Origin of the sequence: Magnetospirillum sp. WYHS-4 (assembly GCA_039908345.1) — a bacterium.
Classification (GTDB): Bacteria; Pseudomonadota; Alphaproteobacteria; order Rhodospirillales; family GLO-3; genus JAMOBD01.
The window spans coordinates 1-22517 of the sequence record JAMOBD010000051.1; the positions used below are offsets into that span (position 1 = coordinate 1).

Sequence of the window (22517 nt, forward strand, 5' to 3'; positions counted from 1 at the left end):
AGCGGCTTCAGGCCATTCTTGGTCACGGAATTCCAGTCCCTGAGCCGGATTTCCACAGCCGGAGCCCCCAAGGCGTTCGCCGCGTTCCCCAGCGCCACCCTGAACAGGCAGCCGTCGCCAGCGACCATCCCCGCCGCATCGGCAGGAAAGCCCCGTCCGATGAAGAATGCCGAGACCTGATCGGAGAGCAGCGGTTCCAGTTCCAGTCTCAGCCCGTCCCCCTCCCAGCGCCGGATCGGATCGGGCGTCTGGGCGCCCAGGACCGCCACCATGCCAAGCGCTGTCGTAACGCGAAAGCCTTTCCCCACCTTGACGTTCCCCCGAGGCAGCATTATTCAATGAGTCAATTGATTATCATTCAAGGCAGCCTGTCAAGTGTCCAAGACCAGTCCCAAGAAGGTCCTGTTCGAACAATTCGCCCAGATGGCAAAGGCTTTCGGCCATGCCCATCGGCTGGAGCTTGTGGAAGCCCTCGCCCAGGGCGAACGGGGCGTCGAGGCCCTGGCCAAGGCGGTGGGACTGTCGGTTGCCAACGCCTCCCAGCATCTCCAGCATCTTCGCCAAGCCGGGCTGGTTACCTCGCGCCGGGACGGCGTCAGGGTGATCTACCGCCTGACCGGCGACGACGTGGTTGACCTGTTCAACGCCCTTCAGCGTTCCGCCGAGCGCCACGTGGCCGAGGTGGAACGTGTCATCCATGGCTACTACGCCGCCCGCGACAGCCTGGAGCCCATGTCGCGGAACGAACTGCTAAGCCGCCTCAAGGAGGGAACGGTCACCCTGCTGGACGTCCGCCCGCCAGAGGAGTTCGACGCCGGCCACCTGCCCGGCGCCGTCAACATCCCCCTCCGGGACCTGGAGGAACATCTGGCCGCCCTGCCCGAGGAGTTCGAGGTCGTCGCTTATTGCCGGGGAACCTGGTGCGTGCTGTCTTTCGAGGCGGTGGCAAAGCTGCGTCGCCAAGGTCGCGCCGCCCGCCGCCTGGAAGATGGCTATCCCGAATGGAAGGCCGCCGGCCTGCCGGTCGAGGGACCGACCCACTGACGGCTCGCCTTGGCCGGGGCCAACCTCATACGACTCCACAGCTAGCGCACCTCGCCCCGCATCCGCCAGTGGCCGGTCTCGTCCATGCAGACGAGAACCAGGGTCTCGCGGCCATCCAGAGAGGTGTTGCCGATGCGGCAGTCGCCGGGCTTGGCGGCCAGGGGCGCCACCGGGGCGCCGGGGCCGTATGTCTCCGGCGGCGGCAGATGGACCTGGGGAGTGCCGACCTCGGTCGGCGGCGCCAGGGGCGGCGGCGCCTCGGCGGCCAGGACGGAGCCCGCCGCGAGCAACAGCGCCCAGGCAATCAACGGACGACCTGCTGCGCCAAGCGGCGCAGGAGAGCGGCCATGCCACGCGGCCGCAAATGATGAAATTCCGGATTGGCGAGAGCTGCGCGGGTGACGATGTGGCCGCTGGTCATGGCTGCCTCCGTCCGCTGCTTGGTGGTCGACGGACAGCATAGCTTCCTTCCCTTTGCGATTCGATTAACGGCCGGCAAGCGTCATGCCGTCGACGCGTACCGTGGGGGAGTCGGTGCCGTAGCGAAACTCCAGGTCGCCAGCCGGGGTCAGCCGGGCAAACATGTCGATCAGGTTGCCGGCCACCGTCACTTCGCTCACCGGGTAGGCGAGTTTTCCCTTCTCGATCCAGAAACCGGTGGCGCCGCGGCTGTAGTCGCCGGTAACGAAGTTGATGCCGAAGCCCATCATGTCGGTGACGTAAAGACCGGCGTCGATATCGGCCATCAATTCGGCCGGGCTCAAGGAACCGGGCTCCAGATAAAGGTTGGACGGCGAGGGCGAAGGCGGCGACGAAGTCCCGCGGCCGGCATGGCCCGTGGTCTCCAGGCCCAACTGGCGGGCGGTCGCCAGATCGAGAAACCAAGTGGATAGGACGCCGTCCTCGACCACCGCGCGCCGCCGGGTGGCGATGCCCTCGCCGTCGAAGGGACGCGACGCCAAGCCCCGCCGACGGTGCGGATCGTCGATCACCGTCACGCCTTCGCGAAAGATGCGCTGGCCCATGCGGTCCTTGAGGAAGGACGTGCCCCGCGCCACCGAGGCGCCGTTGGCGGCGCCGGCCAGATGGCCCAGCAAGCTGCGCGCGACACGGGGATCGAAGACCACCGGCAGGCGCGCCGATTCCGCCTTGCGGGGATGCAGGCGGCGCACCGCCTTCTCGCCCGCCGCCCGCCCGATGTCTTCCGGATTCCGCAGATCGGCGCCGTGGACGACGCTGGTGTAGTCGTAGTCGGTCTGCATGGCCGTGCCTTCGCCGGCCAGCACCGAGACCGAGACCGAATGGCGCGATCCGCTGTGCACGCGGGCAAAGCCGTTGGAGGCGGCGATGGCGAAGGTGCTGCGGCCCCAGCCGGCCGAAGCGCCTTCCGAATTGGTCACGCCCGGCACGGCCAAGGCCGCGTCTTCGGCACGGGCGGCGCGGTCCTCCAGCACCTCGGGCGTCGGCTCGACGGGATCGAAGGCGTCCAGGTCGGGAACCTGGGCGGCCAGTTGTTCCGGCAAGGCCAAGCCGCACCAGGGGTCTTCGGGCACCGCGCGGGCCATGGCGACGCCGCGCGCCACCAGTTCGTCCAAGGCCTCCGCACCGGTATCCGACGAGGAAACCATCGCTTGGCGCCGGCCGATCAGCACCCGCAGGCCCAGGTCGGCGCTTTCGGAACGCTCCAGGCGTTCCTGCTTGCCGAGGCGGCGGCTGAAGGACAACGAGACCCCTTCGACCCAGACCGCGTCGGCGGCATCGGCACCGGCGCGGCGGGCTTTGGCGATCAAGTCGGTGAGCAGGTCGAGACGATCGGGTGCGGTGAACATGGCCCATAAGTAATGGCGCCGGAGAGGAAAATCCACCTCCGCCTTTTCACGTCCGCGGCGGCGGCAGGTCGGCGGCGGGGGAGTCTTCGCCCAATTGCAGGCTCTCCACCTTCTCGCCGCGTTGCACGATCTTGTCGGCGGAGATGCGAATCTCGCCGATATCCTTGCCCGCCTGGCCGAAATGCTTTTGCAGGCTTTCCACCCGTTCGTCCAGGCGCGCCACGTCCTTCAGCAACTCCAGCACCTCCTTCTGGATCAGGCCGGCCTGTTCGCGCATGCGGGCGTCCTTGAGCACGGCGCGAACGGTGTTCAAGGTCGCCATCAGGGTGGTGGGGGAGACGATCCAGACCCGGCGGCGGAAGGATTCTTCCACCACGTTGCGGAAATTGGCGTGCAGTTCGGCGTATATGGCCTCCGACGGCAGGAACATGAGAGCCGATTCGGCGGTCTCTCCGGCCACGATGTACTTCTCCGCGATGGCTTTCACGTGGGTCAGCACATCCGCGGAAAAGGCCCGCGAGGCCTGCACCCGTGCCACCTCGTCCCGGGCCTCGGTCAGCAGGCGATAGCTTTCCAGCGGGAACTTGGCGTCGATGGCGATGGAACCGGGCGGATTGGGCAGCTTCAGCAGGCAGTCGGCGATCTTGCCGTTGGACAGGCGGGCCTGCACCTCGTAGGCGAAGGGCGGCAAGGCCTTGGAGACGAGGTCGTTGAGTTGGATTTCGCCGAAGGCGCCGCGTGCCTGCTTGTTGGACAGGATGTCCTGCAGCCCGACCATCTGTTGGGACAGGTCGGCCAGGTTCTTCTGGGCGGCATCGATGAGCGCCAAGCGCTCGTGCAGGCGGGACATGGTCTCGCCGGTATTGCGGGCGTGCTCGGAAAGCCCGTCGCCGACCCGCCGCGACACCACCTCCAGGCGTTCCTCCAGGCGGCGGGCCAACTGGCCCTGGGCGTTGGCTTGGTCCTCGGCCAGTTGGTGTAGGCGGCCGGCCTGTTCGCCCTGGATGCCGGCCAGCCGTTCCACGGCTTGGACCAGGGGATCGAGCCGATCGCTTCCGCCCCGGCGGACCACCAGCAGCACCAGAGCCGCCCCGGCCATGGCCAGAAGGGCGCCCAACAGCATCGCGATCATCGAATCCGCCATTTTTCCCCCGTCGCATGGTGGCAAGAACCTTGCCCCAGGCGCTTGGCGAAAGCAAACTCGATCCGGGAGGATTCCGTCATGCGCCATTTCCTGTTCGCCGCCCTGCTGGGGGCCGTTTCGCTGGACGCCCTGGCGGCCGGCCCGCCCGAGAAGGTCGTTCCGGTCGCCGACCGGAGCCGGCTGGCGCTCACCATCTACAACAACGACCTGGCCCTGGTGCGCGACCGCCGCCGGGTGGCCCTGCCCAAGGGCGAATCGGCGTTGGCCTTCGAAGGAGTCGCCGCCCACCTGATTCCGGAAACGGCGTTCCTGGCCCCGGTCGACGGGGAAGCGGGAATGGCGGTGCTCGACCAGGCCTTCGACGCCAAGCTGATTTCGCCGCCCGCCTTGCTGGAGGCGTCCCTGGGCCGCGAGGTGGGATTGATCCAGACCCATCCGGCCACCGGCCAGGAAACCGTGGTCCGCGCCCGCGTGTTGGCGGTGGCGGGCGGCTTGGTGCTGCAGATGCCGGACGGCAAGCTACGCACCGGCGATCCTGCCGCCCTTCTGTTCGACGGCCTGCCGCCCGGACTTCGGGCCCAGCCGACCCTGGTGTCGCGGATCGACGCGGCGGCGGCGGCGGCGCGCGACATCGAGCTGCGCTACCTGACCGGCGGCATCAAATGGCGGGCCGACTACCAGGCGGAAATCGCGCCTTCCGGCGATCGCCTGGTCCTGGAAGCCTGGGCCACCATGACCAACGCCAGCGGCGCCGACCTGCCCGAGGCGGCGGTGAAGCTGGTGGCCGGCGAGGTGGCGCGGGGGCCCCAGGCCCCGCCGCAACCGCGCTTGATGTCCAAGGCCGCCATGGCCGAAGGCGCGGTTACGGATGGCGTATCCGAGGAATCCCTGTCGGGCTACCACCTCTACACCATCGCCCGGCCGGTCACCCTATTGGACGGCCAGACGCGGCAGGTTTCCCTGCTTGCCGCCCCGGCCGTGAAGGCGAAACTGGAGCGGGTCTCCGAAGGGACGCCCTACGTCTACCGCGACAGCGCGCGCGGGGACCGGGACGACCATGCGGCGCTGTCGCTGGTCTTCGACAATGGGGAAAGGGACGGATTGGGGCTCCCCTTGCCGGCCGGCACGCTGCGGCTTTATCGCCGCGATGCCGCCCAAGATCTTCAGTTCGTCGGCGCCGACCGCCTGGGCCATACGGCCAAGGGGGAAACGGTGCGTCTGCGCGTCGGCAAGGATTCCGATCTGCCGGTCCGGCGCCTGCAGACCGAATTCAATCGGGTGGCGGACCGGCTGGCGGAAAGCGCCTACCGGATCACGGCGACCAACGGCGGAAAGGAGGCGGTGGAGGTCCGGATCGCCGAACCGATTCCGGGCGACTGGCAGATGCTGGAGGAAAGCCACCCACACCGGAAGGCTTCAGCCGGACGGGCGGAATGGGTTCTCGCCATACCGCCCGGCGGCAAGATCGAACTGGCCTATCGGGTACGGGTCAGGATGTAGCCGGCGCTCCCGACCGGTCGGCCATCGCGGCGTGGCAGATCATGTCGCCGTGGCGGATTTCCAGGTCGAAGCGGATGATGTGGTTGACCAGCCGGTCCTCGGTGCGGAACATGTCGCGGACCGAGATGCTTTCGGTCATCAATTCCAGGGCGGCACGGGTGCCGCGCATTTCGCGCAGGATACGCTGGTGATCGCGCAGATGGCCGTCGCTGACCACGAACAGCCCCTGGTCGGCCATGGCTTCCTCGGCGCGGAAATGGCTCTCCATGCGCAGCATGAAGTTTTCCAGCAACAACAGCAGGTATTGCCGGGAGGCTCCCGTCAGGAAAGCACGCTCCAACTCGCGGGCATGGCCCAACAGGCTGGCGTGTTCGTCGTCGACCTCCGGAACCCCGGTCGCCAAGACTGCCTTCATGAACCGTTCGCTGACCATCGCCCCCTCCTTGAACTCCCCTGGGATGGTCGATGGATATCAGTTCCCCGTGTAGGGGTCCGTTAAGTCTTGTAAAATTTTGTGACTCTCCCGGAAGGCGGATCAGTGCAATTCGGCCCGGATCTTCTGGCGGAAGACGTCGATGGGTACCAGTTGGCCCTTGATCTCCTTGTACCAGAACTGCCAGCCGTTGCAGGCCGGGGCTTTCTGGACGAAGGCGCCGACCTTGTGGATGGAGCCCCGGAAGTCCGAGGTGCCGAGTGTGCCGTCCGCATGGACGCGGGCCGAGAAGCGGCGGCCCTGGTCGTAGAGCACGTCGCCCGGAGTCAGCATACCCCGTTCCACCAGCCAGCCGAAGGGAATGCGCGGTTCGTCGCGCTTGGTGGGGGTGGCGACCAGGGTCGGGTCATCGATGGGACGAATGCGGGCGATGCGTTCCTCCGCCAGCCTGGCGTATTCGGGGTCGCGCTCCAGCCCGACGAATCCACGCTTCAGGGCCTTGGCCACCGCCCCGGTGGTCCCGGTGCCGAAGAAGGGATCGAGCACCACCTCGCCCACCTCGGTGGACGACAGGATGACCCGGTGCAGCAGCGCCTCCGGCTTCTGGGTCGGGTGGGCCTTGCGTCCCCCTTGCTTGAGCCGTTCCTGTCCGGTGCAGATGGGCAAGAGCCAGTCGGATCGCATCTGCAACTCGTCGTTCAGATTCTTCATGGCCTCGTAGTTGAAACGGTATTTGGAATCCTTGTCGCGAGCGCACCAGATCAGGGTCTCGTGGGCGTTGGTGAAGCGCCTGCCACGGAAGTTGGGCATGGGGTTGGTCTTGCGCCAGACCACGTCGTTGAGCATCCAGTATCCCAGGTCCTGCAGGATGCTGCCCACCCGGAAGATGTTGTGGTAGCTGCCGATCACCCAGAGGGTGCCGTCGGGCTTGAGGGCGCGCCGCGCCGCCTTCAGCCAGTCGCGGGTGAAGCGGTCGTAGGCGGCGAAGTCGGTGAAGCGGTCCCAGTCCTCCTCCACGCCTTCCACCTTGGAGTGGTTGGGCCGCAGCAACTCGCCGTCGAGTTGGAGGTTGTACGGTGGATCGGCGAACACCAGATCCACCGACGCTTCCGGCAGGTTGTTCATCAATTCGACGCAGTCGCCGACGAGAATCCGATCAGCCATCGCTCAATCCCCCTTGGGGTCCCAGGAGACCCAGGATGATTCATGAGCGAATCTCCGTCAAGAATCTTGTTGAATCAATGCGTTATGGTTAACGAAGGCAACTACATCTAGAATCCGCGGAGTCGGAGAGACTCTAGATTTAGCTTTGCGCTATCGGCTCGCCTCTCGCCAGCGGGCGGCGGCCGCGTCGTCGCCGTCGCGGGCATCGACCCAGCGGCTGTCCCCGCCGATGTCTTCCAGCTTCCAGAACGGCGCCCGTGTCTTCAGGAAGTCCATGAGGAACCGAGCCGCCTCGAAGGCCGCCCCGCGATGGGCCGAGGCGGCGGCCACCAGGACGATGTTGTCGCCCGGCTCCAGCCGCCCGTGGCGGTGGACGATCAGGGTTTCCTCCAGAGGCCAGCGGGCGCGGGCCTCGGCCTCGATGCGCTCCAGTTCCTTTTCGGTCATGCCCGGATAGTGTTCCAGTGTCATGGCGGCGATGGGTTTGTCCCCGGCCAGGTCGCGCACCAGACCGACGAACAGGCAGACCCCGCCGATGCCGTGCCGGCCCGAGGTCAGCGTCGCCAGTTCGGCCCCGACGTCGAAATCCTCGCGCTGCACGCGGACGGACATGGTCAGCCTCCGGTCACCGGCGGGAACAAGGCCACCTCGTCGCCCGCCTTCACCGGATGGGAAAAAGGCACATGCTCCTGGTTCACCGCCACCCGGACCAGGCGCAGGTCGGCCAGGGCCTCGCCGTGCTTGTCGCTCCGGGCCTTGAGCCAGTCCACCAGCCCCTGGACGTCGGCGATGCCGGCCGGCGGCTCCACGGTCTCCTCGGCCGTCCCGATGCGTTCGCGCAGCCAGGAGAAGTAAAGGACGCGCAGGCTCATCGCATCACCTCGCTGAAGGAAATGTAGTCGACCCAGGTCCCCGGTTCGATGACCGCCACCGCCTCCGGCACCTCGACCAGCCCGTCCGAATCCACCATGGAGGTCAGGATGCCCGAACCCTCGGAGGAAAATTTCCGGGCAACCAAACCATCGTCTTCGTCGCGTTCCAGATGGACGCGCAGCCACTCGCGCCGGCCGGGCTTGCGCCTGAAGGAAAATCCGGCCCGTACCGGGATGCGCGGCGGGACGATGTCGTCGCGCCCCATCAGAAGAAGGGCCACGGCGCGTCCGACCAGCATGAAGGTCACCATGGCCGACACCGGATTGCCGGGCAGGCCGACGAAGGCCGCCCTTCCCACCCGGCCCAGGGCCACCGGCTTGCCGGGCTTGATGGCCATCTTCCAGAAATGCAGGTCGCCCTGTTCCTCGACCGCAGCCTTGACGTGGTCCTCCTCGCCTTCGCTGACCCCACCCGAGGTGACGATCAGGTGGTGCCCCCGCGCGGCCGCCGCCAAGGCCTTTGCCATTGCGGCGCGGTCGTCGGGCAGGATGCCCAGGTCGGTCACCGCACAGCCCAGGCCTTCCAGCAGGGCCAAGGCGGTGAAGCGGTTGGCGTCGAAGACGCAGCCGGGCGGCGGCGCGGCTCCGGCCAGAGGGTCGCGCAGTTCGTCGCCGGTGGAGAAGACGGCGGCACGCAGGCGTTCGGCCACCGGCAATTCGGAACGGCCCACCGAGGCGGCCAAGCCGATCTCCTGGGCCCGCAACAGGCGGCCCCTGGGAATGATCGTCGTTCCCGCCGCCACGTCCTCGCCGCGGCAGCGTCGGTTGGCGCCGGCCGGAATGCCGGGGGGAAGAATCACGTGGTCGCCGTCCAGGGTGACGTCCTCCTGCATGACCACCGTATCGGTCCCTTCCGGCATGGGGGCGCCGGTGAAGATGCGCAGGGCTTCGCCGGGCCGGGCCGGACGATCCAGCGGATGGCCGGCGGCGATGCGTCCCGTGACCGGCAGGCGGGTGGGCAGATCGGCGGACAGGTCGGCGACGCGCACCGCATAGCCGTCCATGGCGGAATTGTCGTGGGGCGGCACATCGCGGCCGGCCACGAGATCCTCGGCCAGCACGCGACCCAGGGCGGCGCGCAGCGGGACGGTTTCCGTCCCCACGGCCGCCCGGAAGCTGCCGCGCAGCCGAACCAGAGCTTCTTCCAGGGTCATCATGACGGTATTTCCTGCAGGGAAAGGATGAAGTCGGCGATGGCCCTTTCGTTCCCGAGATCGAGCACCGGCAGGGCGCAGTCCGCCAGGGCCACGTCGGAGGCCACGGCGACGATGGTCGAATCGTTGGGATGCAGCAGGGGCTTGCCGTTGGCCGGGCGATGCACTTCCAGCTTGGGATGGGGATGGTGCTTGAACCCTTCCACCAGCAACAGGTCGCAGGGCGACATGTGCCCGATCAGGGTGTCCAGGGAGGGTTCGGCGGCGCCGCGCAGTTCGTGCATCAGGGCCCAACGCCGTTCCGAGGCGACCAGCACCTCGCCGGCCCCGGCCTCGCGGTGGCGATACGAATCCTTGCCCGTCCGGTCGATATCGAAGTCGTGGTGGGTGTGCTTGACCGTCGAAATCTTGAGGCCGCGCCCGACCAGTTCCGGAATCAGCCGCACCAGCAGCGTGGTCTTGCCTGCGCCGCTCCATCCCACGATGCCGAGCACGCGGCGCTTCACGGCTTGGCCCCGTTGATGTGCTTGAGACCCGCGATCAGGTAGTCGTAGCCGGTGACCAAGGTTACCGCCGCCGCCAGCCACAGGCCGACGAGGCCAACCTCGGTGGTGGACAGGGGGCCGAACTGAGGTCCGGCCTCTCCGACGATCAAAAAGCCCATCGCGACGATCTGCACCGTTGTCTTCCACTTGGCGAGCTGGCTGACCGGTACCCCGACCCGCACCTCGGCCAGGAACTCGCGCAGCCCGGAGACCAGGATCTCCCGGCAGAGGATGACCACCGCCGCCAGGGTCGCGATGCCGGCGATGCGGTCCAGCGCCACCAGCACCAGCAACAGGGACGCCACCAGCAGCTTGTCGGCGATGGGATCGAGAAACCGCCCCAGGGCCGACTGCTGGCCCCAGGCACGCGCCAAGTATCCGTCCAGGTAGTCGGTGACCCCGGCTAGGCTGTAGACGCCCAGCGCCAGCCAGTTGCCGAGCGGCGGCTCCATATACAGAAGCCCCACCAGCACGGGGATGGCGACGATGCGCGAGAGAGTCAGCAGGTTGGGTAGATTGGTCATGCGACGGGATATTAGCGCCTCAAGCGCCGCCATGGAACCAGTCATAAATCCGTCTCGCGACGGTGGCGCTGATGCCGGCCACGCCTTCCAAATCCTTGAGTCCTGCCTCGGCCACCGTCCTGGCCGAGCCGAAGTGGAGCAACAGCGCCTTCTTGCGCCTCGCGCCGATACCGGGAATCTCGTCCAGCGGCGAAGTGGTCGCGGCCCTGGCGCGGCGGTCCCGGTGGCTGCCGATGGCGAAGCGGTGGGCCTCGTCGCGCAGGCGTTGCAGGAAATAGAGCACCGGGTCGCGGCGCTCCAAGACCAAGGGCTCGGGGCGGTCGGGCAGGAAGATACGTTCCCGCCCCGCGTTACGGTCCGGCCCCTTGGCGATGGCGGCCAGGGCAACGTCCTCGATTCCCAGGTCGGCCATCGCCCCCCGCGCCGCCGCCAAGTGCCCGCCGCCGCCATCGACCAGTACCAAGTCGGGCCACTGGCCGCCGCCACGGTCCGGGTCCTCCTTCTGCGCGCGCGCAAAGCGGCGGGTCAGCATCTCGCGCATCATGGCGTAGTCGTCGCCGGGCGCCAGATCGGCGCCCCGGATGTTGAACTTGCGATAGGCGGCCTTGACGAAGCCTTCCGGTCCCGCCACCACCATCCCGCCCACCGCCAGACTGCCCTGGACGTGGCTGTTGTCGTAGATCTCGATGCGCGTCGGCGGCCCCTCCAGGTCGAGGGCCATCGCCAAGGCCTCCAGCAACTGGCGCTGGCTGGCGCCTTCGGCCAAGCGCCGCACCAGCGCATCGCGCGCGTTGGCCAAGGCATGTTCCAGGACCTTGCGCTTGTCGCCCCGTAGCGGCCGGGCCACCTGGATTCTCCGGCCGGCGTGGACGGAGAGGGCTTCCTCCACCAGAACCCGGTTGGGCAACTCGTGGCTGACCAGGACCAGGGATGGCGGGGGCCGGGACGCATAGAACTGGCCGATGAACGCCTCCAGCACCGCCTGAATCTCCTCGTCGGCGGCGTGATTGGGGAAATAGGCACGGTTGCCGAAATTGCGCCCGGCGCGGAAGAAGAAGACCTGGATGGCCGTCTGGCCGCCTTGCTGGTGGGCCGCGATGACGTCGGCCTCGGGCAGGCTGGCCGGATTGATGTCCTGGTGGGCCTGGATGCGGGCCAAGGCCCGGATGCGGTCGCGGAACTGGGCGGCGGCTTCGAAGTCCAGCGCGTCGCTGGCTTCCTGCATCCGTACCGCCAGGGCATCCTGGATGCGCCGGCTATCCCCCTTCAGGAAGGCGCGTGCCTCGGCCACCAAGGCGGCGTAGTCCGCTTCCGCGATGCGGCCCACGCAGGGAGCCGAACAGCGCTTGATCTGGTGCAGGAGGCAGGGGCGGGTCCGGCCTTCGAAGACGCTGTCCGTGCAACTCCGCAACAGGAAGGCCCGCTGCAGTACGCTCAGGGTCTCCGTCACCGCCCAGGCGGAAGCGAAGGGGCCGAAGTATTCCCCGGCCTGGCTTTGGGCGCCCCGATGCTTGACCACCCGCGGGAAGGGATGCCCGCCGGTGAGCAGAATGGAAGGGAAGGACTTGTCGTCCCGCAGCAGAATATTGTAGCGCGGCTGAAACCGCTTGATCAGGTTGGCTTCCAGCAGCAGCGCCTCGGCCTCGGTGTGGGTGGTGACGAATTCCATGGCCACGGTTTCCGCCACCATGCGCCGGATGCGCGCCGTCAGGCGGTCGGGCTTCGTGTAGGCGGCAACGCGCTTCTTCAGGCTCTTGGCCTTGCCGACGTAGAGGACCTTTCCCGCGCCGTCCAGCATGCGATAGACGCCCGGCGTGAAGGGTAGGGTCTCCAGGTGGCCGGCGATCGCCGCCACTCCCTTGGGGGGTGCCTCTTCAGGCTGGTCCCGGTCCCCGGTCATCGGCCGCTCGTCCCTCTGGTTTCACGGTCGCGTGAAGTATCCACGCTTTCTGTGGAAAAAGGTGTTGAAAAAGTCGGGCGAAGGATCGCGGGCCCCCGGAAATCCTTGCTTCCGCCGTCCTTGCCCATGGATTAGGCATATCCGTAAATACGTTGAATTGACAGGATAATTTATGACGCGGCCGGAAATGCCGCGGCGCCTGTCATAAGGACGCCATCAAAATATCTTGACAAGGTTTTCCGCGAGGGCCTGTGCAAAAGTCCCGTGCCAACGGCTGCGAAAGGCGCCGAATCAAGGGCTTGGGGGTGGGCATTCACACTAGGGGTGACGACCGCTCGATTTCAACTCCGACGCTGGTGGCGTCGGGCAGGACGTCGAGCTTCTCCACCCGCACCCGTACCGAGCGGACCCGGCGGTCCTCCAGGCACATGGCCGCGATCTCCTCGGCCAGGGTTTCTACCAGATTGATGTGGCCGCGCTGCGTGATGGCGCGCACACCCTTCACGATCGCTTCGTAGCAGACCACGTTGCCGATGTCGTCTCCGAGCGGCCGGTCGCCCTCGCCGACCGCCAAGTCCAGGTTGATGCGGACCCGTTGGTGGTTGCCCTTCTCGTGGACATGGACGCCGATGGAACAGGACAGAACCAGATCGCGCACGAAGACGTGACGCACCGCCTGGCGGGCGTCGGCGATACGCAGGGGCTCGACCACTCGGATCGGCGTCGCGGTCATGGGATCACCTATTCGTCGGGGGCATCCTGTCCGGGGCAATGGGCCCAGCCGAGATGTTGCCCGCCGTCCAATGCGATGATCTGCCCGGTCAGGGAGGGGGCGTCAAGGATGAAACGCACGGCGGCGGCGATCTCGTCCGGCGAGGATGGCCGGGCGAGCGGCAAGCTCCGCCACTGGCGGGCGAACTGTTCCTCGCTTTGGCGCGGGCTGGGCAGCACGGGACCGGGGCCGATGGCGTTCACCCGCAGACGCGGCGCCAGCGCGAGGGCAAGGGTTCGGGTCAGGGTCCAGAGCGCCGACCGGCTCACCGTATAGGAGGTGAAATGGGGCGTCGGGTTGAGCACCCGTTGGTCCAGGATATTGACCACGTTGCCCTGCACGGCCTCGGGAAGCTGGCGGGCCACGGCCTGGGCAAGCACGAAGGGCGCCCGCAGGTTGACCGCCATGTGGGCGTCCCACGAGGCCCGGTCGGCGGTCAGTGCGTCGTCGCGTTCGAACAAGGAGGCGTTGTTCACCAAAAGGCCCAGGGGTCCCAAGGCATCGGCGGCGGCGGCCACCAAGCCTTGGGTCTGGTCTTCCGAAGCGAGATCGGCAACCACCACGGCGGCGCGGCCGCCTTCGCGACGGATCAAGGCCGCCAGTTCCTCCGCCTCGGCGCGGGACCGGCGACAATGCAGCGCCACCGGATGCCCGGCCCGTGCCAGGCCAAGGGCGATGGCCCGCCCGATGCGTCGGGCCGCGCCGGTGACCAGTGCTGGCACGGGCGTCGGTCCGGTCATGGCGCGTGGCGCCGGGCTGCCATCTTCGGCCCGATTGGTGGAACTCGCGTCGAGGCCATCGTCCGGTTGCTCCGATATCCGCAAGGAAGGCGATAGTATCCTATCGCCGGTTCAACACCCGCCCCGCCACGGCGTCCAGCTTCCTGACCATTTCGGGGTCGCGAACTTCCGGGGCTGTGATGATGGCGGTTTCCAGGGCGGTGTGGCAGCCGGCGGCGCAGGACGCGTTGCGGCCCTGCAGCTTGGGCGCCACCCGCTTGACCAGGGCGCGCCCCTTGTCGGCGTTGGACAGCAGGACCTTGACGATGGCGTCCACCGTCACGTGGTCGTGGTCGGGATGCCAGCAGTCGTAGTCGGTAATCATGGCGATGGAAGCGTAGCAGATTTCCGCCTCGCGGGCCATCTTGGCTTCCGGCATGTTGGTCATGCCGATCACGTCGCAGCCCCAGGAACGATAGAGCCGGCTTTCCGCCAGGGTGGAGAACTGCGGGCCTTCCATCACCAGGTAGGTGCCGCCCCGCTGATGGGGAATGCCCAGTTCCTTGATCGCCTCCTCGACCGCGTCGCTAAGGCGCGGACAGGTGGGATGGCCGAGCGCCACGTGGGCCACCAGACCGGTGTCGAAGAAGCTCTTCTCGCGGAGGAAGGTGCGGTCGATGAACTGGTCCACGATGACGAAGTGACCGGGAGGGAGTTCCTCCTTCAGCGACCCGCAGGCGGAAATCGACAGGATCTCGGTAACCCCGGCACGCTTCAGCGCGTCGATGTTGGCGCGGAAGTTCAGCCGGCTGGGCGGGATGCGATGGCCGCGCCCGTGGCGGGGCAAAAAGACCATGGACTGGCCGTCCAAGGTGCCGAACAGCAACTCGTCGGAGGGCTCGCCGAAGGAGGACTCGACCTTCTTCCATCGCTTGTCCCGCAGGCCGTCGATGTCGTAGACGCCGCTGCCGCCGATAACCCCGATCACCGGGGGCGTTCCCGCTTCCACCATGGTCCCCTCCGTCCGCTGGGAGAAAAATGCGGGCGGAGAGTGCGTCCGAACCGCCCTTCCGTCAACCGCCTATCGGAGGTGGCACCGGCAGCAAAACACGGGCGGAACACTCCTCATACGCGCGCATGCCGGCAAGATGCTCGACAAACAAAAATGTCTGGGTTATCGTCCCAAACAAAGAGAGAACGTCCGATCGAGGCTGAACATGGATGCCGCACAATTCATTTCGAAAAAATATGCAACCAGGGTTCGTATCTTGGCTATTCTCCTATTAGGCGCTCTCGCCCTGGGAGCCTGCCAGCACGGACTGAAGCCCCCGATGGCAGCAGGCGTGGCGGAAGGCGGAACCGCTCCCAAGGCGGACGGGGCGCCGCAACCGCCGGCCAGGGTGTCGCGCGACTTCTACCCCATCTTCTACGATCAGAAGGCCCATCTGGAGAGCCTGGTCAAGGACGGCAACTTCGCCGATGCCGACCGTCTGCTGGAAGAGCAGCAGGACTGGTTCGCGGCGAACCGCGACAAGGCCCTGCCGGTCCTCGAAGAGGTGGCGGCTCATTTCAACGGCCAGAAGAAGGCCGGAATCGGGGAAGCGCTGACGCAAGTCGAAGGCCTCGCCTGGCCCGCCGGACGCGACCGTTGGACGGCATTGCGCAAGGCTCTGCAGGACGCCCGCGCCCAGCGGGACGGCTATGCCAAGCCCATGGTGCTGCGCGACGCGGCTTTCAAATCGCCCGAGGCGACGAAGCTGGAAGAAGTCCTGGAAGCCAAGGAAGGCCTGATCCGCAAGGCCGCACCCGAGCAGTTCGCCGCCTTTCCCCATTTCGGCGAGGAAGGATTCTTCGCCGTCTTCCCGGTCAAGCTGGACGGCGGGGCCCTGTTCCGCGAGAACCCGGGCCTGTTGGAAAAGGCCTTGGCCGCGGCGAAAGCGGCAGAGGTCCAGAAGTTCGCGGCCAATTACCCCCTCGAAGCCATCGGCATCGATGCCCGCAAGGCGGTGGGCGAACGCCTGATGGCGGCCATCGCCAAGGAAAGCGGCGGCAAACAGGACTTGGCCAGTGTTTTGGGCGCCCATCGGGCAGCCAAGCAGGCGGGCTTCGACAAGGTGGATTTGAAGGGGGTCAAGATCGCCTTCGTCGAGGTGACCAGCCATACCCTGCTCAAGCACAAGCAGATCGAGTTCTCGGCTTCCGTCGACGTGGACCTGCCGGTGGAAACCGCCAAGGCCGAGCTGGACGACGCCCTTTCCAACTCCACCGCCCAGGCCGCCGACTACATCGTCGTGTTCGACGTGGCGATGGCCAAGGCGTCGCGCCGCATGACCAAGAGCGAGGCGGTCCGCTCGCGCCAGGTGGTCGGCACGGAAAAGGAGCCCAATCCGGAATGGGACCTGGCGCAGATGGAAATCGGCGCCGCCCGCGACGACCTGAGCCACACCCGGTTCCAGAACACCATGAACAACTATTCCTACAGTTCGAACCCCTATGCCTCGCCGGGAGCCGGCTTGATCGGGGCCTTGGGCGGCATGATCGCCCAGGGCATCGCGGCCAACGAACTGGAAAAGCGCAAGATGAAGCTTCTGAGCACGCCGCGCTACATCGAGAAGCCGGTCTACGCCGATTACGACTACCAGAAGGTCCAGACCAAGGGCACCAAGACGATGACGGTGAACTACTATGTCATCGACCGGCGCAACAAGACCTACTTCAAGGATACCCTGGACGTGGTCGAGCGGCGCAATTTCGACGTGGTCTACAACGTCGCGGACAACGATCCGGACAAGGACAGGAACCGCTCCTCAGGCGATACCGAGGCCACGGTCGACGAATGGGAACGGGCGTCCTCCGCCGTCAAGCTGTCGCAACTGGTCGACCACTACCTGGCCAACCGCAAGGCCGCCAAGCCCTTGCCCAGCCACGAAGCCCTGCGCAAGGAGATGCTGGCCGACAAGAACGTCGCCCTGGCCAAGCACAAGGAGGAAAGGATCGAACTGCGCCCGAAGAACGATGCCCGTTTCGACCATGTGGTCGCCATCTACATGCCGGGCAAGGGAGGCCTGGGTTCCGGCTTCTTCGTCACCCCCGACGTGGTGATGACCAACTACCACGTGGTCAAGGAGATGCAGTTCGCCGAGATGAAGCTCTACGACGGCCAGGAATCCTTCGGCAAGATCTTCGCCAAAGATGTCCGCCTGGACCTTGCCCTGGTCAAGGTGCAAAGCCGCGGCAAGCCGGTGAAGCTCTATTCGGGAAGCGAGATCGACCTGGGCACGACGGTCGAGGCGATCGGCCACCCCAGGGGGTTCGAGTTCTCCATCACGCGGGGTGTCGTCAGCGCCGTCCGCAAGGGCTCCGGCAACGATTTCAAGGGCAACAAGCCGAGCCATCAGATGGTGGGCGGCAAGGACGTGCTTTACCTGCAGATCGATGCGCCCATCAGCCCCGGAAATTCCGGCGGGCCGCTGTTCCTGGGCGACAAGGTCGTAGGTGTTAACACCTGGGGGCGGACGGACGCACAGAACCTTAATTTTGCGGTTCATTACTCCGAGGTTGCCGGTTTTCTCCGCGAATACATGCCCGAATATGCCGTCAAGGCCAATTGAAGGAAAGACCGATGAACAGGCCCCGCCTTTCCCTTTGTGCCGCCTTCCTGCTGGCGCTCGGCCTCACCGCCTGTGTCGGGGCGCCGGAAAACCGCCTCGCCATGGTCAAGGACCCGGAGACCGGCTTGATGTTCGGCTCGGTGGTCGACGGCAGCCTGGTCACCGATTCCTCGCTGTTCCGCAACAAGAAGCTCAAGGTGCGGGTGCGCAACACCTCGGGCGACACCGCCTTCGACATGAAATCCTTCACCCGGCAGTTGGAAGACGCCTACGCCGCCAACGGCTACAAGCCCGACCGTTCGGATGACTTCGGCCTGATGGTCAACTTCAACGTCAAGTACAGCGGCCAGATCCAGACCAACCTGGCCAGCGAGTTCGCCTTCTTGGGCGCCGCCGGGGGCGGCATCGCCGGTTACCGGTCCAAGGCCACCGCCGGCACCGCCATCGGGGTGGTCTCGGGGGCGACGGTCGGGGGAATTCTCGGCAGCTTCATCACCGACGACACCTACATCATCGTCGCCGAGGTCGCTTTTGCGGAGATCAAGACTCCTTCCACCCGCGAGGGCAAGACCGTCACCTTCAGCCGCAGCATCACCGGCCATGTGGAAGACGAGGAAGACGAGGAAATCCGCCGTCAGTCGCGCGGCCTGAAAAAGACCCACCGCATCCAGGTGGCGGTCTACGCCGGCGGGCGCAACGTCGCCCAGGCGGAAATCGCCCAGCAGGTGAAGGAACGCTTCGCCCGCATCGTCGGCGATATCATTTGAGGGAGGGTATCATGCGGATTCCCGGGGCACCGTTTATCGCCGTCCTGGCGACGGCACTGTCCGCCTGCGCCTTCATCCCCAACGAGGTTCAACTCGAGGTGCAGTTGGTTCCCGACCTGGGGTCCGCGAACGGGGCCGGTTCGACCGTCTACCTCGCTCTCCTGGACGACGTCCGGAGCGACAAGACCAAGGTCGGGGTCGTCCGCAACGGGTTCAACATGGAAACGGCGGCGGTAAGTACCGCCGACAATCCAAGCGTCTGGGTTTCCAATTCCCTGAAGGCCAATCTGGAAAGGGCCGGCTACAAGGTCGAAACGGTGGATGGCCGCTTTCTGCCGTCGTCCGATCAGTTCCTCCTGTCGGGACGCCTGTCCAGGGCCTTCAGCGATCCCCAGGCGGGCCTGGTTTCCGTCACCGTGCGCGGCGACGTCGAGGCGACCATGAAAGCCGACTACGGCGGTCGAACCACCCAGGTTCCCATCGGCGGGCACCATGAACAGCTCAGCCTGGTGGGAACCGGGGGCGAGTTGCACAAGGGCGTGTTAAACGCCGCCCTGCAGGATTTCGTCCGCAAGGTGGTGGCTTGGGTCGCCGAGCTGCGGGGCGGGGCCAAGCCCAGGTCATGATCCGTGGTGTTCTTGCCGCCGTCACGACCCTTCCCTTGCTGGCCGGGGCCTGCAACAGCACCCCCATGGTGGCCGCCGATGATTCCAACAAGCTCTGGACGGTCACCCATCCGTCGCCCGGCGGCGGAGCCGCGGTATCCGCTTCCCCCATGGCCGCGGCCGGCAACCGTGCCTTCGACGCCGGCTCCGCGGTTCCCGCCGGGGCGGTTCGCCGGGAATCCTTCGCCCGCCCTGCCGGCTTGCAGGAAGGGCCGCGCGTCCAGGCAGTGCCGGTGGGGCAGGTGGACAAGATGCTGCTCGATTCCGGGCCCCGTCCGCCTGCCGCCGCCGCTGCGCCGCCGGGCCCGGCCCGCTTCGCCGAAGCCCATGCCACCGCCGACCTGGAAAGGATCAGCGGCAAGCTGCGGGCGGTGGAAGGCGGGATCGTCGACCTGGGCGGCGAGTTGTTCCGCCTGGCCGGCATCCGCCCGCCCGGCCCTGAGGACCGCTGCGGCGCCGCTCTCTGTTCCGCCGAGGCCAGGCGCTGGCTGGCGGAACGGGCGGAAGGCAAGGTGGTGCACTGCGAGCGCACCGGGCCTGCCGTGGTTTGCAGCCTGGACGGCCAGGACCTCGGTCTGGGTCTGGTCAAGGCCGGCCTGGCTCAGGCGGCGGGCGGTCCCGGATATCCGCAGGCGGAACAGGAGGCCCGTCGGGCCCAGGTGGGCCGATGGGCGGAAAGTCGGTAATGGTTGTCAGCAAGGAAACGGTGATGTCGAAATCCACCAGACTTCTTTCCATCGTTGCGGTCGCGGGCCTGTCGGGCTGCGGCAGCGTGGTCAGCGGCACCACCCAGCCGGTGTTCGTCGAGACGCCGAAGGTGTCCGGCGCCATCTGCAAGCTTTCCGACAGCAAGTCCGGCCGCTGGAGCCTCGACTTCTCGCCGGGGACGGTCACCGTCCAGAAGGGCGACGGACCGATGACCGTGGCCTGCGAAAAAGGCGGTCACGAACCGACGGCCGTGACCGTGGAAGAGACCATCGCCGGGGTCACCTTCGGCAACATCCTGATCGGCGGCGGCATCGGCTTCATCGTCGACGCCGCCTCGGGCGCCGCCCAGCGCTATCCGGACAAGGTGGTGGTCTGGCTGAAGCCGGAATCCTTCCCTGACGCCCTGGCCGAGCAGGGCTGGCACAAGGACAAGCGGGACTTCGAGATGGCCGCGGCCGCGGCCGAGACGCTCAAGGCCTGCCAGCAGGCCAACGGCGAGCACTGCGAAGCCAAGGCCAAGGAGGCCGCGGCACTTGCCTGCAAGGCCAACCGCGGCACCGCCTGCTGATTCCCCGTCACCGGATGCCGTACCGCTTCAGGTAGTCGCGGGCCAGTTGGACTCGCTTCCGGACGGTGCAGTTGGTCAGGCCCAGGCGGGCGGCGATCTCCTCGTAGGAGAGGTCCTGCAGGAAGCGCATGACGAAGGGTTCGCGCAGCTTGGGCGGCATCTCGTCCAGGGCTTGGCGCAGCCGCTGCACCGATTGGCGGGCAGCGAGGGATTCCTCGGGATCGATGCCGTCGCCGATCTCGATCTCCTGGGCGCCGTCGGGATCTTCGGTAGGGATCAACTCGGCGAACTGGGACAGGCGCCGCTGGCCCCGGTGGAAGTCCATGCAGACATTGTGCACCAGGCGGGACAGCCAAGCCCGCTCGTTGAGGATCGATCCGGCATAGGCCGAAAACTTCTGCGAGGCCTTGAGCATGGCGTTACCCAGCGCGTCTTCGGCATCGGCTTGGTTGCCTGACATCAGCCGCAGACTTTGGCGGCGTAGCGCGGTCTGGTTCTCCATCCACAGCTTCCAGAAGGATTCCAACAGCGCCGCCGCCGGATCGACGCCCGTCCCGTCGATGTCCGGCAAGGGAAAGGCCGGCATGCCCACCGAACGGGCGATCACCTCGACCGGCGAGGGCACTCCCGGCCCCGCGAAGGGACCTGCGGCGCGGGCCAGTATCTCCAGGGGATTGGGGGCGGCAAGGCCGGGAACGGTGGGGAAGCCGGCCGCCTGGGCGAGAATTTCCATCGGACTCGGGGAAGGTGGTGAAGGCGCCGGCTCCGACGGCGACTCCTCGCGCATCGGCCGAGACGGACGCGGCGGAGGCAACGGAGGCCGGGGAAACACCACGACCTGACCGGTCGGGCGCTCCGACTCCGGACGCAAGTCGGCCTTTTGCGGCGGGGCGGCCTCGGGCCGCCGGCCAATCACTTCCCCCACGGGCACCGTCCCTCCCTCCCGGAGGGGCCTTTGGCGCCCTCAAGAAGAGTATGTTATTGATGGTCGCTCCCATGGGACGATTAGAGACGGCTAATTGTGAATTAATTCGAAATATAAACTCGCCTAGGTGGTATTCGAATTGGTTTCGGGGCGTTGAGCGCAATCAGTTTCCGCGAGGCGCGGTCCGCCGGAGGGGCTTGGATTTCGCCCCGGGCGCCAACGGCCCCCTGCGAGGCTTCGCCAATTGGCGGGCCACTTCCTCGGCCACCAGGCGCCGAACGATGGCACCAATCTGCTCTTCCACTTCTTCCCGCGTCGGTCCGGCCGGCTTGGGCGGAACCTCGGCGGGGGGAGCGGGAGGTGGTGGTGGCGAAGCCGGGGCTGCGGCGGGCTTTGCCATGGTCCCTTGCAGGAATTGCAGGCCGTTGACCGTCTGCATAAGGGCCGCCGCCTTCTGGGCGGAAACCGCCTGCACCAGGGCGAGGCGCTGCTGCTCGAAGGCCTCGCGCACCTTGTTGGCGGCTTGGCGTTGAGCGGCTGCCGCCTCCAGGATGCGGATCGCCGAGTCGATGATGTCGCGGGCTTCAGCCGGCAACGCGGCGTCGGCCGGAGCCGAAGCCTCTGGTGCCGCGGCGGCTGGCGGAGCGGGAGCGCCGGTCATGCCTCCCCCTTTCCGGACGTCGAACTCCGCGCCCCACCGGCAGCCTTGCCCGCGCCCTTACCCTTGCCCGGTTCTTCCTGGGCCGCCGGTTCCTGGACGGCAGCCGCGGTGGCCATCTCGCGTCCCTGCGGCGGCGTGGAAGCCGGGGGCGGCGCGGCAGGCGGGTTCGGGGCGGTGTCCGGTTGGGCATTCCCGGTCTGACCGACGTCGCGCTCGGCCAAACGCCGGGCATGGAGGGCACGGACGCCGGCCTCGACGGCCCACGCCCCCTCGGACAACGCGTGCGCCTCGGCCTCCATGGCCTTGGCTTCCGCCTCGACGGCCCGCGCCAGGGCCGCCACGGCGTGGGCCTCGGCACCATGGGCCCGGGCCAAGATCTTGGCGGCCATGGCCTCGACTTGGCTGGCACGAACCCTCAGGTCTACGGCCTCGCGCTGGAGAGATTCGATCTCGGCACGGGAGACCGGCACATCGGCCCCATCCTTGGTGGAATGATCCGTTTCGCTCGTCATGACGTGGTTCCCTCGCTCGCGCCTGAACTCGGCGGCGCCGGGAGCCGGCCGATCCGCCTATGCTTGCAGACGGTTGGGAGTCTCGACTTGTGAACCGGCGAGGGCCAAATCGACCCCAGCCATGCCATCCGCCACCAGGTCGAAGGCACGGTCCGACAGCAGCCAGCGGACCGCCGTCCCCTGCGCCAGGGCGACCAGCATCAGGGCCGCCCGTTCCACTTCCAGGTCGGCACGGAAGTGGCCGGACCGCCGGCCCTCGGCGAGCAGGGATGCCAGGGTCCGGCCAAACTCCCCCATCACGCCCAGCAGGGCACGGCGGACGGCCGCGTCCGACTGCAACCCCCTGGCCAGCAGGATGGCCGGGACGGCCGGGACGGCCGCCATGAAGGCCAACTGCGTCCGGACCACCGCCCGCAGCCGGTCGCCGAGGACGCCGTCAA

Annotated in this window: 26 protein-coding genes; 7 read left to right on the forward strand and 19 right to left on the reverse strand. The window is 67.1% G+C overall.

Translation table 11 applies throughout. From position 1 onward, the window contains the following. Positions 1-272: hypothetical protein (locus tag H7841_13520; protein ID MEO5337890.1), on the reverse strand; the 272-nt coding region annotated here is incomplete at its 3' end. 103 nt (positions 273-375) lie between these two features. Here H7841_13520 and H7841_13525 point away from each other — a divergent pair. Beyond that, complete coding sequence (locus H7841_13525; GenBank protein MEO5337891.1) at positions 376-1044, forward strand: metalloregulator ArsR/SmtB family transcription factor; 669 nt, start codon at positions 376-378, stop codon at positions 1042-1044. A gap of 41 nt (positions 1045-1085) precedes the next feature. Here H7841_13525 and H7841_13530 read toward each other — a convergent pair whose 3' ends face one another. From H7841_13530 to rmuC, 3 genes are all read right to left on the reverse strand, one after another. Beyond that, on the reverse strand, positions 1086-1352 hold the full coding sequence (locus tag H7841_13530; GenBank protein MEO5337892.1) for a hypothetical protein: 267 nt from the start codon (positions 1350-1352) through the stop codon (positions 1086-1088). A 177-nt stretch (positions 1353-1529) separates the two neighbouring features. Then, a complete protein-coding gene (locus tag H7841_13535; protein MEO5337893.1) occupies positions 1530-2873 on the reverse strand; it encodes a TldD/PmbA family protein in 1344 nt (447 codons plus the stop codon). Between the two features lie 46 nt (positions 2874-2919). Beyond that, complete coding sequence (rmuC, locus tag H7841_13540) at positions 2920-4017, reverse strand: DNA recombination protein RmuC (protein MEO5337894.1); 1098 nt, start codon at positions 4015-4017, stop codon at positions 2920-2922. Positions 4018-4095: 78 nt separating this feature from the next. Between rmuC and H7841_13545 the strand changes: the two genes are divergently transcribed. Next, entirely contained in the window at positions 4096-5517 is a 1422-nt protein-coding gene (locus H7841_13545; protein MEO5337895.1) for a DUF4139 domain-containing protein, read from the forward strand. On the opposite strand, the gene H7841_13550 is transcribed toward H7841_13545, so the two are convergent. The 11 genes from H7841_13550 to H7841_13600 all read right to left on the reverse strand — a co-directional run bounded on the left by H7841_13550 (position 5507) and on the right by H7841_13600 (position 14672). Continuing rightward, positions 5507-5950, reverse strand: a complete 444-nt coding sequence (locus H7841_13550; GenBank protein ID MEO5337896.1) for a hypothetical protein — start codon at positions 5948-5950, stop codon at positions 5507-5509. The two genes, H7841_13545 and H7841_13550, sit on opposite strands and share 11 nt — an antisense overlap. Positions 5951-6052: 102 nt before the next feature. After that, positions 6053-7114 carry a site-specific DNA-methyltransferase gene (locus H7841_13555; protein MEO5337897.1) on the reverse strand — a complete coding sequence of 354 codons (1062 nt, stop codon included), beginning with the start codon at positions 7112-7114 and terminating at the stop codon, positions 6053-6055. 150 nt (positions 7115-7264) lie between these two features. Continuing rightward, positions 7265-7726, reverse strand: coding sequence for a molybdenum cofactor biosynthesis protein MoaE (locus H7841_13560; GenBank protein ID MEO5337898.1), 462 nt, complete (start codon positions 7724-7726; stop codon positions 7265-7267). A gap of 2 nt (positions 7727-7728) precedes the next feature. Beyond that, positions 7729-7980 carry a molybdopterin converting factor subunit 1 gene (gene moaD / locus H7841_13565; GenBank protein ID MEO5337899.1) on the reverse strand — a complete coding sequence of 84 codons (252 nt, stop codon included), beginning with the start codon at positions 7978-7980 and terminating at the stop codon, positions 7729-7731. Between the two features lie 2 nt (positions 7981-7982). Next, positions 7983-9203: a molybdopterin molybdotransferase MoeA gene (locus tag H7841_13570; protein MEO5337900.1), complete on the reverse strand. Its 1221-nt coding sequence runs from the start codon at positions 9201-9203 to the stop codon at positions 7983-7985. Beyond that, complete coding sequence (mobB, locus tag H7841_13575) at positions 9200-9706, reverse strand: molybdopterin-guanine dinucleotide biosynthesis protein B (protein MEO5337901.1); 507 nt, start codon at positions 9704-9706, stop codon at positions 9200-9202. Before mobB ends, H7841_13570 begins: the two co-directional genes overlap by 4 nt. Continuing rightward, positions 9703-10269 (reverse strand): CDP-diacylglycerol--glycerol-3-phosphate 3-phosphatidyltransferase, encoded by a 567-nt coding sequence (pgsA, locus tag H7841_13580; GenBank protein MEO5337902.1) that lies wholly within the window; start codon positions 10267-10269, stop codon positions 9703-9705. The genes mobB and pgsA overlap by 4 nt, the downstream gene beginning before the upstream one ends. Positions 10270-10288: 19 nt before the next feature. Next, positions 10289-12169, reverse strand: a complete 1881-nt coding sequence (uvrC, locus tag H7841_13585) for an excinuclease ABC subunit UvrC (GenBank protein ID MEO5337903.1) — start codon at positions 12167-12169, stop codon at positions 10289-10291. A 313-nt stretch (positions 12170-12482) separates the two neighbouring features. Beyond that, positions 12483-12902 (reverse strand): dihydroneopterin aldolase, encoded by a 420-nt coding sequence (locus H7841_13590; protein ID MEO5337904.1) that lies wholly within the window; start codon positions 12900-12902, stop codon positions 12483-12485. 8 nt (positions 12903-12910) lie between these two features. Continuing rightward, positions 12911-13681: an SDR family oxidoreductase gene (locus H7841_13595; protein ID MEO5337905.1), complete on the reverse strand. Its 771-nt coding sequence runs from the start codon at positions 13679-13681 to the stop codon at positions 12911-12913. Between the two features lie 100 nt (positions 13682-13781). Next, positions 13782-14672: an S-methyl-5'-thioadenosine phosphorylase gene (locus tag H7841_13600; GenBank protein MEO5337906.1), complete on the reverse strand. Its 891-nt coding sequence runs from the start codon at positions 14670-14672 to the stop codon at positions 13782-13784. A gap of 256 nt (positions 14673-14928) precedes the next feature. On the opposite strand from H7841_13600, the gene H7841_13605 reads away from it, so the two are divergent. The 5 genes from H7841_13605 to H7841_13625 are packed head-to-tail and all read left to right on the forward strand — an operon-like array spanning position 14929 to position 19979. Next, positions 14929-17271 (forward strand): S1C family serine protease, encoded by a 2343-nt coding sequence (locus tag H7841_13605; protein ID MEO5337907.1) that lies wholly within the window; start codon positions 14929-14931, stop codon positions 17269-17271. 11 nt (positions 17272-17282) lie between these two features. Continuing rightward, the gene (locus tag H7841_13610) at positions 17283-18038 is read left to right on the forward strand and encodes a complement resistance protein TraT (GenBank protein MEO5337908.1); all 756 of its coding nucleotides are present in this window, start codon (positions 17283-17285) and stop codon (positions 18036-18038) included. 11 nt (positions 18039-18049) lie between these two features. Further along, the gene (locus H7841_13615; protein ID MEO5337909.1) at positions 18050-18664 is read left to right on the forward strand and encodes a hypothetical protein; all 615 of its coding nucleotides are present in this window, start codon (positions 18050-18052) and stop codon (positions 18662-18664) included. Further along, positions 18661-19389, forward strand: a complete 729-nt coding sequence (locus tag H7841_13620; protein ID MEO5337910.1) for a hypothetical protein — start codon at positions 18661-18663, stop codon at positions 19387-19389. The genes H7841_13615 and H7841_13620 overlap by 4 nt, the downstream gene beginning before the upstream one ends. Before the next feature lie 23 nt (positions 19390-19412). After that, positions 19413-19979, forward strand: a complete 567-nt coding sequence (locus H7841_13625) for a hypothetical protein (GenBank protein ID MEO5337911.1) — start codon at positions 19413-19415, stop codon at positions 19977-19979. Positions 19980-19986: 7 nt separating this feature from the next. Here H7841_13625 and H7841_13630 read toward each other — a convergent pair whose 3' ends face one another. The 4 genes from H7841_13630 to H7841_13645 form a co-directional block, all read right to left on the reverse strand. Next, entirely contained in the window at positions 19987-20712 is a 726-nt protein-coding gene (locus H7841_13630; protein MEO5337912.1) for a sigma-70 family RNA polymerase sigma factor, read from the reverse strand. A gap of 355 nt (positions 20713-21067) precedes the next feature. After that, positions 21068-21565, reverse strand: a complete 498-nt coding sequence (locus H7841_13635) for a hypothetical protein (protein ID MEO5337913.1) — start codon at positions 21563-21565, stop codon at positions 21068-21070. Beyond that, positions 21562-22077: a hypothetical protein gene (locus H7841_13640; GenBank protein ID MEO5337914.1), complete on the reverse strand. Its 516-nt coding sequence runs from the start codon at positions 22075-22077 to the stop codon at positions 21562-21564. The genes H7841_13635 and H7841_13640 overlap by 4 nt, the downstream gene beginning before the upstream one ends. A gap of 57 nt (positions 22078-22134) precedes the next feature. Continuing rightward, positions 22135-22517: TetR family transcriptional regulator C-terminal domain-containing protein (locus H7841_13645; GenBank protein ID MEO5337915.1), on the reverse strand; the 383-nt coding region annotated here is incomplete at its 5' end.

Excerpts from the sequence above, each read along its gene's own strand:
- H7841_13535 (MEO5337893.1), bottom strand. The coding sequence starts at position 2,873 with ATGTTCACCGCACCCGATCGTCTCGACCTGCTCACCGACTTGATCGCC.
- rmuC (MEO5337894.1), bottom strand. The coding sequence starts at position 4,017 with ATGGCGGATTCGATGATCGCGATGCTGTTGGGCGCCCTTCTGGCCATG.
- H7841_13545 (MEO5337895.1), top strand. The coding sequence starts at position 4,096 with ATGCGCCATTTCCTGTTCGCCGCCCTGCTGGGGGCCGTTTCGCTGGAC.
- H7841_13550 (MEO5337896.1), bottom strand. The coding sequence starts at position 5,950 with ATGGTCAGCGAACGGTTCATGAAGGCAGTCTTGGCGACCGGGGTTCCG.
- H7841_13555 (MEO5337897.1), bottom strand. The coding sequence starts at position 7,114 with ATGGCTGATCGGATTCTCGTCGGCGACTGCGTCGAATTGATGAACAAC.
- H7841_13560 (MEO5337898.1), bottom strand. The coding sequence starts at position 7,726 with ATGTCCGTCCGCGTGCAGCGCGAGGATTTCGACGTCGGGGCCGAACTG.
- H7841_13570 (MEO5337900.1), bottom strand. The coding sequence starts at position 9,203 with ATGATGACCCTGGAAGAAGCTCTGGTTCGGCTGCGCGGCAGCTTCCGG.
- pgsA (MEO5337902.1), bottom strand. The coding sequence starts at position 10,269 with ATGACCAATCTACCCAACCTGCTGACTCTCTCGCGCATCGTCGCCATC.
- uvrC (MEO5337903.1), bottom strand. The coding sequence starts at position 12,169 with ATGACCGGGGACCGGGACCAGCCTGAAGAGGCACCCCCCAAGGGAGTG.
- H7841_13590 (MEO5337904.1), bottom strand. The coding sequence starts at position 12,902 with ATGACCGCGACGCCGATCCGAGTGGTCGAGCCCCTGCGTATCGCCGAC.
- H7841_13595 (MEO5337905.1), bottom strand. The coding sequence starts at position 13,681 with ATGACCGGACCGACGCCCGTGCCAGCACTGGTCACCGGCGCGGCCCGA.
- H7841_13600 (MEO5337906.1), bottom strand. The coding sequence starts at position 14,672 with ATGGTGGAAGCGGGAACGCCCCCGGTGATCGGGGTTATCGGCGGCAGC.
- H7841_13610 (MEO5337908.1), top strand. The coding sequence starts at position 17,283 with ATGAACAGGCCCCGCCTTTCCCTTTGTGCCGCCTTCCTGCTGGCGCTC.
- H7841_13615 (MEO5337909.1), top strand. The coding sequence starts at position 18,050 with ATGCGGATTCCCGGGGCACCGTTTATCGCCGTCCTGGCGACGGCACTG.
- H7841_13620 (MEO5337910.1), top strand. The coding sequence starts at position 18,661 with ATGATCCGTGGTGTTCTTGCCGCCGTCACGACCCTTCCCTTGCTGGCC.
- H7841_13625 (MEO5337911.1), top strand. The coding sequence starts at position 19,413 with ATGTCGAAATCCACCAGACTTCTTTCCATCGTTGCGGTCGCGGGCCTG.
- H7841_13630 (MEO5337912.1), bottom strand. The coding sequence starts at position 20,712 with ATGGAAATTCTCGCCCAGGCGGCCGGCTTCCCCACCGTTCCCGGCCTT.
- H7841_13635 (MEO5337913.1), bottom strand. The coding sequence starts at position 21,565 with ATGACCGGCGCTCCCGCTCCGCCAGCCGCCGCGGCACCAGAGGCTTCG.
- H7841_13640 (MEO5337914.1), bottom strand. The coding sequence starts at position 22,077 with ATGACGAGCGAAACGGATCATTCCACCAAGGATGGGGCCGATGTGCCG.